The 11,887-nt window shown below is 66.6% G+C and carries 11 protein-coding genes; 7 read left to right on the forward strand and 4 right to left on the reverse strand.

Annotated features, from left to right (window positions below; translation table 11 throughout):
* Positions 1-32: 32 nt before the first annotated feature.
* Complete coding sequence (gene tkt / locus K789_RS0103080) at positions 33-2,150, reverse strand: transketolase (RefSeq protein WP_024365468.1); 2,118 nt, start codon at positions 2,148-2,150, stop codon at positions 33-35.
* Between the two features lie 517 nt (positions 2,151-2,667).
* Between tkt and K789_RS0103085 the strand changes: the two genes are divergently transcribed.
* Positions 2,668-3,630 (forward strand): heme o synthase, encoded by a 963-nt coding sequence (locus tag K789_RS0103085; protein ID WP_024365469.1) that lies wholly within the window; start codon positions 2,668-2,670, stop codon positions 3,628-3,630.
* A 119-nt stretch (positions 3,631-3,749) separates the two neighbouring features.
* On the opposite strand, the gene K789_RS0103090 is transcribed toward K789_RS0103085, so the two are convergent.
* The 3 genes from K789_RS0103090 to K789_RS0103100 all read right to left on the reverse strand — a co-directional run bounded on the left by K789_RS0103090 (position 3,750) and on the right by K789_RS0103100 (position 6,470).
* Positions 3,750-4,694 (reverse strand): COX15/CtaA family protein, encoded by a 945-nt coding sequence (locus K789_RS0103090; protein ID WP_024365470.1) that lies wholly within the window; start codon positions 4,692-4,694, stop codon positions 3,750-3,752.
* Between the two features lie 7 nt (positions 4,695-4,701).
* Positions 4,702-5,505, reverse strand: a complete 804-nt coding sequence (locus tag K789_RS0103095) for an ABC transporter permease (protein ID WP_024365471.1) — start codon at positions 5,503-5,505, stop codon at positions 4,702-4,704.
* Positions 5,502-6,470, reverse strand: coding sequence for an ABC transporter ATP-binding protein (locus K789_RS0103100; protein ID WP_024365472.1), 969 nt, complete (start codon positions 6,468-6,470; stop codon positions 5,502-5,504). Before K789_RS0103100 ends, K789_RS0103095 begins: the two co-directional genes overlap by 4 nt.
* 157 nt (positions 6,471-6,627) lie before the next feature.
* On the opposite strand from K789_RS0103100, the gene K789_RS0103105 reads away from it, so the two are divergent.
* The 6 genes from K789_RS0103105 to K789_RS0103130 all read left to right on the forward strand — a co-directional run bounded on the left by K789_RS0103105 (position 6,628) and on the right by K789_RS0103130 (position 11,867).
* A complete protein-coding gene (locus K789_RS0103105) occupies positions 6,628-7,491 on the forward strand; it encodes a helix-turn-helix transcriptional regulator (RefSeq protein WP_237739497.1) in 864 nt (287 codons plus the stop codon).
* Complete coding sequence (gene sufB / locus K789_RS0103110; RefSeq protein WP_024365474.1) at positions 7,491-8,954, forward strand: Fe-S cluster assembly protein SufB; 1,464 nt, start codon at positions 7,491-7,493, stop codon at positions 8,952-8,954. Before K789_RS0103105 ends, sufB begins: the two co-directional genes overlap by 1 nt.
* A complete protein-coding gene (gene sufD / locus K789_RS0103115; protein ID WP_024365475.1) occupies positions 8,954-10,240 on the forward strand; it encodes a Fe-S cluster assembly protein SufD in 1,287 nt (428 codons plus the stop codon). The genes sufB and sufD overlap by 1 nt, the downstream gene beginning before the upstream one ends.
* A gap of 33 nt (positions 10,241-10,273) precedes the next feature.
* Complete coding sequence (locus K789_RS0103120) at positions 10,274-10,633, forward strand: non-heme iron oxygenase ferredoxin subunit (protein ID WP_024365476.1); 360 nt, start codon at positions 10,274-10,276, stop codon at positions 10,631-10,633.
* A gap of 90 nt (positions 10,634-10,723) precedes the next feature.
* Complete coding sequence (gene sufC, locus K789_RS0103125; RefSeq protein ID WP_024365477.1) at positions 10,724-11,521, forward strand: Fe-S cluster assembly ATPase SufC; 798 nt, start codon at positions 10,724-10,726, stop codon at positions 11,519-11,521.
* 13 nt (positions 11,522-11,534) lie between these two features.
* Positions 11,535-11,867 carry a metal-sulfur cluster assembly factor gene (locus tag K789_RS0103130; RefSeq protein ID WP_024365478.1) on the forward strand — a complete coding sequence of 111 codons (333 nt, stop codon included), beginning with the start codon at positions 11,535-11,537 and terminating at the stop codon, positions 11,865-11,867.
* Positions 11,868-11,887 lie beyond the last annotated feature (20 nt).

Genomic DNA, 11,887 nt, shown 5'->3' on the forward strand with positions numbered 1-11,887 from the left:
GGGGCGGCGGCCCGGAAAGTGTGAAGTTGGGGTCAGGCCGTGAGGCCGGCGAGGGATTCCTTGGCTGCGGCGGCAACGGCCTCGGCGGTGATGCCGAACTCCTGGAACAGGCGCTTGTAGTCCGCCGAGGCGCCGAAGTGCTCGAGGCTGATGGAACGGCCTGCGTCGCCGACGAATTCCTTCCAGCCCAGGGCGAGCCCGGCTTCGACGGACACCCGTGCCTTGACGGCAGCCGGGAGCACCGCTTCGCGGTAGGCGGCATCCTGCTTGTTGAACCACTCCACGCACGGCATGGAAACCACTCGGGTGGGGATGCCCTCGGCCTGAAGCGCTTCGCGGGCGTTCACTGCAAGCTGGACCTCCGAGCCTGTGCCGATCAGGATGACCTGCGCCTCGGCGGTCCGGCCGTTGTCTGACGCTTCGGCCAGGACGTAGCCGCCCCTGGCTACGCCGGCGGTGGAACCGAACGTGTCACCTTCGGCCTCGGACGTTCCGCGGGCATAGGTGGGGATGTTCTGGCGGGTCAGCACAATGCCGGCGGGGTTCCCGTGGTTCTCGAGCATGACCTTCCAGGCGGCCGCGACCTCGTTGGCGTCGCCCGGGCGGACGACGTCAAGGCCCGGGATGGCGCGGAGCGAGGCAAGCTGCTCCACCGGCTGGTGGGTCGGTCCGTCTTCGCCGAGCCCGATCGAGTCGTGCGTCCAGACGTACAGGGACGGGACCCCCATGAGTGCGCCGAGGCGGATTGCCGGGCGCTGGTAGTCGCTGAAGATCAGGAAGGTGCCGGAGAAGGCGCGGGTGCGGCCGTGCAGGCTGATGCCGTTGACGATCGACGCGGCGGCGTGTTCGCGGATGCCGAAGTGCAGCACGCGGCCGTAGGGGTTGCCCTTCCAGGCCGCCGTGGAGCGGGAGGCCGGGATGAACGACGGCGAACCCTCGATGGTGGTGTTGTTGGATTCGGCGAGGTCGGCCGAACCGCCCCACAGCTCCGGCATCACCGGGCCGATCGCGTTCAGGACCTTGCCGGAGGCGGCGCGGGTCGAAACGTCCTTGCCGGCTTCGAAGACCGGGAGTGCGGCGTCGAACTCGGCCGGGAGCTTGCGGGCTTCGACGCGTTCAAGCAGTGCGGCGGCCTCGGGGCCCCCGGACTGCCAGGCTTCGAAGGCTGCCTGCCATTGCGTGCGGGCGGCCGCGCCGCGGTCCACAGCCTCACGGGCGTGGGCCAGGACGTCGTCGTCGACCTGGAAGGAGCGCTCCGGGTCGAACCCGAGGACCTTCTTGAGTGCGGCGACTTCCTCGGCGCCGAGGGCGGAGCCGTGGATCTTGCCGGTGTTCTGCTTCTTGGGGGCCGGGTAGCCGATGATCGTGCGCAGCGAGATGATGGAGGGCTTGCCCGTCTCTGCCTTGGCGGCGAGGAGGGCGGCGTGGAGTTCCTGGACGTCCTCCTTGTATTCGCCGGTGCGGGTCCAGTCGACGCGCTGGGTGTGCCAGCCGTAGGCCTCGTAGCGCTTCAGGACATCCTCGGTGAAGGCGATGTCGGTGTCGTCCTCGATCGAGATGTGGTTCTCGTCGTAGATCACCACGAGGTTGCCGAGCTCCTGGTGCCCGGCGAGCGAGGAGGCCTCGGACGTCACGCCCTCCTGGAGGTCGCCGTCGGAGGCGATGACCCAGATGGTGTGGTCGAACGGGCTGGTGCCGGGGGCGGCGTCGGCGTCGAAGAGGCCGCGTTGGCGGCGCTGGGAGTAGGCGAAACCGACGGCGGAGGCCAGGCCCTGGCCCAGCGGGCCCGTGGTGATCTCCACCCCGGCGGTGTGCTTGTACTCCGGGTGGCCCGGGGTCAGCGAGCCCCAGGTGCGCAGCGCCTCAAGGTCCTTCAGCTCCAGGCCGTAGCCGGAGAGGAAGAGCTGGATATACAGCGTCAGGGAGGTGTGGCCGGGGGAGAGGACAAAACGGTCGCGTCCCAGCCAGTCGGGGTTCTTCGGGTCGTGCCGCATCAGCTTCTGGAAGAGAAGGTACGCGGCTGGAGCCAGGCTCATGGCGGTGCCGGGGTGGCCGTTGCCGACCTTTTCCACAGCGTCGGCGGCAAGGACACGGATGGTGTCCACGGCGCGCTGGTCCAAGCTGGTCCAAGACAGTTCTTGCTCTTCCAAATGTGGCACGAAAACCGGGCCCCTCTCTGTGCTGACGGCGGGTGGTAGGGTCAGTTCCGCCCGGGGCACAGTTCGGTGCCCGCTGCGGTACGTACCAGCCGTTCACCATCGAAACGTTGATCTATCATTCAGTCGCGCGTGCGAAGGAACATCTGGGGAGACTGCGGACAGACACTCCAAACATTGGGACGGCCTTTTGGCTGTTCCGGTGCGCGCTGATCTGGAGACAGCTTAGCCCCATTCCACTGTGCGGGCGCTGTATATCTCACCAAATGGACCGGATTTATCGCTTATATGAATCACCGCCGTCCGCGGCGGCTGTGAGCCCGCGTTAATCTGTTCGAATCACGGGGGACCGGCGGCGGCTTTCCCGGGACTGGCCGGTCTGTGCCTGCGAGGTATGATGGGTCGTGGCTACCAACGGGGGCGAGGACACGCGTGCGCGCTGTGCGTGGACCCCTCCGATATGCAACCCGCGTTGCGTCAAAAGCCGGACTGAACAGCCAGACAGAACAGAGTGACTGCCACCGTGAGCACAACAGATACGCCGCTGAACGCCTCTCCCATCCGCGGAAGAGTCGGCTTCGCCCGCAAAGCCAAGGCCTATCTGGCGCTTACGAAACCCCGCGTCATCGAACTTCTGCTGGTCAGCACCCTGCCGACCATGATCTACGCGGAACGCGGCTTCCCGTCTATCGGCCTGATCGTGGCAACCCTCGTGGGCGGCGCCTTTGCCGCCGGCAGCGCCGGTTCCTTCAACTGCTACATCGACCGCGACATCGACAAGCTCATGCACCGCACCGAGAACCGGCCCCTCGTCACGGGTGAGGTCACCCCGCGCGAGGCTCTGGTCTTCTCCTGGCTCCTCGGAGCGGCCGCGATCGCGATCCTCTGGTTCGGGGCCAACCCGCTCGCAGCCTGGCTTGGGCTGGGTGCGATTGTCTTCTACGTGGTCATCTACACGATGATCCTCAAACGCCGCACGGCCCAGAACATCGTCTGGGGCGGTGCCGCCGGCTGCTTCCCCGTGCTGATTGCCTGGGCCGCGGTGACCAACACCGTGGAGTGGCCCGCCGTCGTGCTCTTTATGGTCATCTTCCTGTGGACCCCGCCGCACTACTGGCCGCTGTCCATGCGCTACGGCGAGGACTACCGCAACGCCAATGTCCCGATGCTCGGCGCGATCGCCGGCGCCAAGGTGGTCTCGGTCCAGGTGGTCCTGTACGCGTGGGCCATGGTGGTGTGCTCGCTGTTGCTGGTTCCGGCCGGCGGGGCCGGCTGGGTCTACACCGTCACAGCGGTGCTCGCCGGAGCGTGGTTCCTCTACGAATCGCACGCGCTGTACAACCGGGCGCAGGCCGGTGACGTGTCCAACAAGGGCGCCATGAAGGTCTTCCACGGCTCCATCAGCTACCTGACCCTGCTCTTCATCGCCCTCGCCGTCGATCCGTTCGTCGGCTCGGCCATCATGGGGGGCTAAGCCAGCTACCCACCATTCCACTCCGCAACAACAACGCGGGGTCACCTATCGCCCATTCCGGTGCTCCGGATAGGCGCTAGGTGACCCCGCGTTGTTTGTTCGGGCGCTGCGTGACGCTGCTACCTGGCCGGGCTGCTGCGGGCGAGGTCTGCGGCGTTGGTGGCCGCGCTCATCAGCAGGGCTGACCCGAGCATGTGCGCGGCCACCAGGAGCGCCGGGATGCCGTTATAGTACTGCGTGAAGCCGATGACGGCCTGCAGCACGGTGACGCCCAGGAGCATGACGACGGCGGTGCGGAACGGGCCGGGAATCCGGTCACGGACGACGAGGTACAGCGCGAACAGCGCCCCGGCGGTCACGAGGTAGGCCGGAACGGCGTGGATGTGCGAGAACAGGTCCCAGTCCAGGTCATTGCGCGGGGCGTCGGCGTCGCCCGCGTGCGGGCCCGCGCCCGTCACCACCACGCCGAGGCACACTGCCACGGCGGAGAACAGGGCGACGGCGGTCATGAGCGGGCGTGCGATGCCCGGCAGGGCCGCCAGTTCAGCCGTCCGGAACTTCCCTGTCCGCCCGTAAGCGCGGTTGACCAGCAGGGTTGCCACGACCACGAGGGCCATCGAAACCAGGAAGTGCAGCCCCACCACCCAGGGGTTCAACTGGGTCAGCACGGTGATGCCGCCGATGACGGCCTGCGCCGGGATGCTCGCGAGCAGTCCCAGTGCCAGCAGGAAGAGGTCGCGGCGTTCCTTGCGGAGATTCCACAGATACACCAGCATCCCGACGGCGACCGCCGCCAGTGCGAAGGTCAGGAGCCGGTTGCCGAATTCGATGATGCCGTGGATCCCCATTTCCGGGGTGTTCACCAGCGACGAATCCGTGCAGCGCGGCCACGTCGGGCAGCCCAGCCCCGACGCCGTGAGGCGGACCGCGCCGCCGGTCACGATCAGGAGGGTCTGGCCGACCAGGGAGAGCACCGCCAGCCGCTTGACCGTCTTGTTGACGGTGTCGGGCAGCCAGGCGATGGTCCGGGAAGCGGTCCGGGAAGGGCGGGAAGCCGTGCTCACAGTTTTCTCAATTCCATTTGAACCAACGGGTTGCTGCGCCGCCGGCGATTGCCGTCCAGAGCAGCAGGACAAGTACCGGGACAGGGCTGACGCTGCCGGACAGGAACGCTTCCCTCAGCGCCTGTCCCAGGGCGCCGGAGGGGAGGTAGTGCACGATCGCCTGCAGCAGGGCGGGGAGCCGTTCGGCCGGGATGACAATGCCGCCGAGGGCACCCAGCAGGATCCAGAGCAGGTTGGTAATGGCGAGGGTCGCCTCCGGCCGCACGGTCCCCGCGACGAGCAGGCCCAGTGCTGTAAAGGCCGCGGCGCCGAGCACCAGCACGGCCAGTCCGGGGATCCAGCCGGACGGATTCGGCTGCCAGCCCAACATCAGGGCAACAGCCGTGACCACCAGGACCTGCAGGGCGAGGACCGCGAGGACGGCGAGGACCTTTCCGGCGATCAGGCCGGTACGTCCCAGGGGGGTGGTGGACAGGAAGCGCAGGACCCCGTAGCGGCGGTCAAATCCGGTGGATATGCCTTGGCCGGTGAAGGCTGTGGACATGGCACACAGGGCGAGGATGCCCGGCACGGCAACGTTGATCCGGCTGGCGCCGAAACCGTCCAGGAGGGGTGTGACCGTCAGGCCCACCATGGCCAGCAGCGGCAGCACGATCGCCAGGATCAGCTGTTCGCCGTTCCGGAGCATGGTGATGGTCTCGTACTTGCCCTGCAGCACAATGCGCCGCAGCAGCGGTGCCGGTGCGCTCCCGAGCGGGCGGGCCGGCGGGGNCTGCGGCGCACTCCCCAGGGCGGCACTGTCGCGGGTCATCGGATCTCCCTTCCGGAGATGTCGAGGAAAACGTCCTCGAGGCTGCGGGCTTCAAGGCTCAGCGAGCGGGGCATGATGCCCCGGGCGGCCCACCAGGCGGTGATCGCCGCGAGGTCTGCCGCGGTCAGTGCCCCGGTGGCGGCGTAGCTGCCGGCCCGTGCTTCGGTGATGTTGACGCCGTCGGGCAGTACCCCGGTGAAGTCCAGCCCGGGGTCGGTCTCGAACAGCAGGGTGCGGATGTGCTGCTCCCCGGCGTCGGACGGCAGGGGGTGCTGCAGGAGCTGCGCGACGGTGCCCTCGGCGACATTGCGGCCGGCGTCGATGATGTAGACGTAGTCCGCGAGGCGCTGGGCGTCATCCATGAGGTGGGTGGTCAGGACGATCCCCATCCCGCGGTTCCGGAGTTCGGAGATGAGCTCGAACACGAGTTGGCGCGACTGCGGGTCGAGGCCGGCGCTGGGCTCGTCCAGGAACAGCACCTCGGGGTTGCCCACGAGGGCCGCCGCAAGCGCGAGCCGCTGTTTCTGCCCGCCGGAGAGCCGCCGGACCGAGGTCCTGCTGAACGTGTCGATGCCGAGGCGTTCGATGAGTTCCCCGACCGGCCACGGGTCCTGGTACATGCCGGCAATATGCTTGAGCAGGGGGATGGGACGGGCCGAGGGCGGCAGTCCGCCGTCCTGCAGCATCACCCCGACGCGGGCACGCAGTCCGGCCCCCGCCATGTCGGGGTCTTCGCCCAGGAGGCTGATGCTGCCGTGGGTGCGTTTCTGCAGGCCCTGGGCGCATTCGATGGTGGTGGTTTTGCCCGCGCCGTTGGCTCCCAGCAGGGCCGTGACCTGGCCGCGTTCGGCAATGAGGGAAAGGCCGCTGACCACCCGCAGCATTTTGCCGTCGAGGGTGGGCAGTGGACCAACATCCTTGACTAGCCCGCTGATGGACAGGACGGGGGATTCGGGGGATCGCACCACAGCATTCTACGGGATGTAGTACGTCCCGTTCCGGGCCGTGGCCGCCCCGGGGCCGCAGGCTGCACGTTGCGAGGGGTCGTGGAGGTTGAAGGAGGATAGTCATGCCTTACTGGATCGGGGGACTAAATTACGACATGATTGTGTTGTGTATTCCATGAGCACCTCTCCTCCTGTCGCCCTTGCCGGCGGCGGCCGCCCGCGCACGGCTTCAGCCGTTGCGTCCGGGCCGGTGGATTCTGTGGCAGCCCAGGCCTTGGCCGCTTTCCCGGCCGTCGACGCCGAAGAGCGCACCCGGGACCGCGTGCTGAACGCTGTCCTGGAACATGGCCCCATCAGCGCCTCGGAACTCGGTGACCTGCTGGGTTTCACGCCAGCCGCTGTCCGGCGGCACCTGGACCACCTCTCGCGCGATGGCGTGATCGAGGTGAAGCGGGCAGCCCGTGCCGGTGCCGGCGCAGGGCGTCCTGCCCGCCGCTACGTCCTTAGTTCCCAGGGCCAGTCGACACTCGGCAACGATTATCTGGACATCGCCACCCTGGCGCTTCAGCGACTGGGCGAAATGGCCGGCCCCGAAGCCGTGCGGCAGTTCGCCGTGGAGCGCTTCGGCGACATGGAACGCCGCTACGCGCCGGAAATCGACGCCGCCGGCCCGGATATCACCGCCCGGGCGCAGGCACTCTCCGAGGCGCTGAGCCGCGACGGATTTGTGGCCTCCACGGCATCCATCGAGGCCAAGGCACCCCTGCCGGCGGCGCTGTCCAGCGTCCAGCTCTGCCAGGGGCACTGCCCCATCCAGCAGCTGGCCGCGCAGTTCCCCGTGTTCTGCGACGTCGAGACCGATGTGTTCTCCCGGCTGGTCGGCGTCGATGTCCGCCGGTTGTCCACGCTGGCGCGCGGCGGCCACGTCTGCACCACCCACATACCTACAGGCCGTCCGGCGGCCAGGGGGCCTCACAGCCCCGCAACCACCCCGGGCAACCTGGACGAAGAATCCAACCATCTGCAAGAAAGGCCGTGATGACGGACCAACTATCAGAGAAGAAGGTTGCTGAATCCACTGTGATTTCGGAGATTCTGGAAAAGAATCCCGAGCTCCACGGAATCGGTACCTATGAGTACGGCTGGTCCGACAAGAATGACGTCGGCGCCAACGCCCGCCGCGGCATCAACGAGGACGTCGTCCGCGACATTTCGGCCAAGAAGAACGAGCCGGAGTGGATGCTGGACCTGCGCCTCAAGGGCCTGAAGTACTTCGACCGCAAGCCCATGCCGACCTGGGGCGCAGACCTCTCCGGCATCGACTTCGACAACATCAAGTACTTCGTGCGGTCCACGGAGAAGCAGGCCAACACGTGGGAAGACCTCCCCGAGGACATCCGGAACACGTACGAGAAGCTGGGCATCCCGGAAGCCGAGCGCAGCCGCCTCGTCTCCGGCGTCGCCGCCCAGTACGAGTCCGAGGTTGTCTACCACCAGATCCGCGAGGACCTGGAACAGCAGGGCGTCATCTTCCTGGACACCGACACCGCGCTGCGTGAGCACCCCGAGATCTTCCAGGAATACTTCGGCACCATCATTCCGGTGGGCGACAACAAGTTCGCTTCCCTGAACACTTCTGTCTGGTCCGGCGGTTCCTTCGTGTATGTGCCCAAGGGCGTCCACGTGGACATTCCCCTGCAGGCCTATTTCCGCATCAACACGGAAAACATGGGCCAGTTCGAGCGCACGCTGATCATCGCGGACGAGGACTCCTACGTCCACTACATCGAAGGCTGCACCGCACCGATCTACACCTCGGACTCGCTGCACTCCGCCGTCGTGGAAATCATCGTGAAGAAGGGCGCCCGCGTCCGCTACACGACCATCCAGAACTGGTCCACCAACGTGTACAACCTGGTCACCAAGCGCGCCATCTGCGAAGAGGGCGCCACGATGGAGTGGATCGATGGCAACATCGGCTCCAAGGTCACCATGAAGTACCCCGCCGTCTACCTCGTCGGCGAGGGCGCCAAGGGCGAGACCCTGTCCATCGCGTTCGCCGGCGAAGGCCAGCACCAGGACACCGGCTCCAAGATGGTCCACATCGCGCCGAACACCAAGAGCTCGATCGTGTCCAAGTCCGTGGCCCGCGGCGGTGGCCGTGCCGCCTACCGCGGCCTGGTCCAGGTCCGCGAAGGCGCCAAGCACTCAGCCAACACGGTCCGCTGTGACGCGCTCCTGGTGGACACCATCAGCCGTTCGGACACCTACCCGTACATCGACATCCGTGAGGACGACGTGACCATGGGCCACGAGGCCACGGTTTCGCGTGTCAGCGAAGAGCAGCTGTTCTACCTGATGTCCCGCGGCATGCGCGAAGACGAGGCCATGGCGATGATCGTCCGCGGCTTCATCGAGCCGATTGCCCGTGAGCTGCCGATGGAATACGCCCTCGAGCTGAACCGCCTGATTGAACTGCAGATGGAAGGATCGGTCGGTTAATGACTGACATCACTACTGAAAAGGCCCGCATCGGCGCGCCCTCAGCCCAGCCGTTCATCAACGGCTTCACCGAGGAAGGCGAAAGCCTCTCACCGGTCAACGCGGCTGCGTCCAAGGCCCCGCTGGCCGGCGAGGCCGTCAAGCGGCACTCGCACGGCGGCGGCGTCGGCATCCCGGACAGCTCACGCGCCGGGCGCCTGACGTCCTACAAACTGGCGGACTTCAAGCCGCTGACCGGGATGGAGGAGGACTGGCGGTTCACCCCGCTCAAGCGCCTCCGCGGCCTGCACACCGAGGTCCTCAACGGCGCCGCCCCGTCCGTGAGCGTCACCGCTCCGGACAGCGTCACCGTCGAAACCGTCGGCCGGGACGACCGCCGGATCGGCTCCGCCGCAATCCCCGAGGACCGCGTCTCCGCGAACGCCTGGGAGAACTTCACCGAAGCAACCGTCATCACGGTCCCCGCCGAGGTCCAGGTTGACGGTGAGGTCAGCGTCCTGCTGACCGGCCAGGGCACCGAGGCGTCCGCGCTGCACGTTGTGATCGTCGCGGAAAAGTTCTCCAAGGCCGTTGTTGTCCTGGACCACCAGGGCACCGCCGTTGTGTCGGAAAACATCGAGATCCTCGTTGAGGACGGCGCGCAGCTCACCGTCATCTCGCTCCAGGAATGGAACGACGACGCCGTGCATGCCTCCTCCCAGCAGGCGAAGCTTGGCCGCGACGCCAAGTTCAAGCACATTGTCGTCAGCCTCGGCGGGGACCTCGTCCGCGTCACCCCGTCGGCGCGCTTCACCGCCCCCGGCGCTGAGGTGGAACTGTTCGGCCTGTACTTCGCCGACGCCGGCCAGCACCTCGAACAGCGCCTGTTCGTCGACCACGCCGTCGCCAACTGCAAGTCCAACGTCCTGTACAAGGGCGCCCTGCAGGGCCGCAACGCGCACACTGTCTGGGTGGGTGACGTCCTGATCCGGAAGGAAGCAGAAGGCACCGACACCTACGAGGCCAACCGCAACCTGGTTCTCACCGACGGCGCCCGCGCTGACTCCGTGCCGAACCTGGAAATCGAGACCGGCCTGATCGCCGGCGCCGGCCACGCCAGCGCCACCGGACGGTTCGATGACCAGCACCTGTTCTACCTGATGGCCCGCGGCATTCCGGAAGAGGTGGCCCGCCGCCTGGTGGTCCGCGGGTTCCTGAACGAGATCATCCAGCAGATCAAGGTTCCCGCCATCGAGGACCGCCTCACGGCCGCCGTCGAGCGCGAACTCGCGGCAACGAACCACTAGTGCGCAGCGCTAAGAGGACACAGGAAACCATCAATGACTGAACAGCCAAGAGGCGAGCTCGTCTGCAACGCCAGTGAGATCCAGCTCAAGCAGGCGCTGCGGATCCTGGTCGACGACTATCCCGTCGCGATCGTCAAGGACTCGATGGGCGAGATCCACGCCATCGGCGACACCTGCTCGCACGCTGACATCTCCCTCTCCGAGGGCGAGGTGGAAGGCTGCAAGATCGAGTGCTGGGGCCACGGTTCCCAGTTCGATCTGCGCAGCGGCGAGCCGCTGCAGCTGCCGGCCTACGATCCTGTGCCCGTCTTCGCCGTGACCGTCCTGGATGACGAGGTCTATGTGGACTTCACGAACGTCCTGAACGGCGCCGAGGCCCCGAACTTCAGCTAGCTGCCTGCAGCCGGCACCCCGCACCACAAAAACTTATCGACAAAAAACCGCACAGTGCCGGAGGGCACCGTGCAGAGGAGAACAAGGCACATGTCTACTCTTGAGATCAAGGACCTGCACGTCAGCATTGACACCGAGCAGGGCACGAAGGAAATCCTGAAGGGCGTCAGCCTGACCATCCGCACGGGCGAGACCCACGCGATCATGGGCCCGAACGGTTCCGGCAAGTCCACCCTGGCGTCCACGATCGCCGGGCACCCGCGCTACAACGTCACCTCCGGCACCATCACGCTGGACGGCGAAGACGTCCTCGCCATGAGCGTCGACGAGCGGGCCCGCGCCGGTCTGTTCCTGGCCATGCAGTACCCGGTTGAGGTTCCCGGCGTCAGCATGACGAACTTCCTGCGGACCGCCAAGACGGCCATCGACGGCGAAGCACCCAAGCTGCGCACCTGGACCAAGGACGTCAAGGCCGCCATGGCGCAGCTGCGCATCGACGCTGACTTCACCCAGCGCAACGTCAACGAGGGCTTCTCCGGCGGCGAGAAGAAGCGCGTCGAGATCCTCCAGCTGGAGCTCTTCAAGCCGAAGTTCGCCATCCTGGACGAGACCGACTCGGGACTCGACGTCGACGCACTCAAGGTTGTCTCGGAGGGCGTCAACCGCGCCCACGCCGAAGGCAAAATGGGCACCCTGCTCATCACGCACTACACCCGGATCCTGCGCTACATCAAGCCGGAATTCGTGCACGTGTTCGTTGACGGCCAGGTTGTGGAAGAAGGCGGCCCGGAGCTCGCCGACCGACTGGAAGAAGAGGGCTACGACCGCTACGCCACCGGCGCAGGGGCAGCCACCATCGCTGCCGCTTCCGCTGCAGCACAGGCCTAGTTAGGACTTGGCAATGACCGAACTCAATGTGGCCCGCACGAGCCTCGAGGATGTCGAAGAAGCACTCAAGGATGTGATCGACCCTGAACTGGGCGTGAACATCGTTGACCTGGGTCTGCTCTACGGCCTGAAGTACTCGGACGACGACGGCGCCCTGCTGATCGACATGACGCTCACCACGGCCGCCTGCCCGCTCACCGACGTGATCGAGGAGCAGGTCGGCAAGGCCCTGGACGGGGTCGTCGACGAATGGCGCCTCAACTGGGTGTGGATGCCGCCGTGGGGTCCGGAGCGGATCACCGAAGACGGCCGCGACCAGATGCGCGCCCTCGGCTTCAACATCTAAGACTGCACCAGACGACGACG

The organism is Arthrobacter sp. TB 26 (assembly GCF_000427315.1).
Classification (GTDB): Bacteria; Actinomycetota; Actinomycetes; order Actinomycetales; family Micrococcaceae; genus Arthrobacter.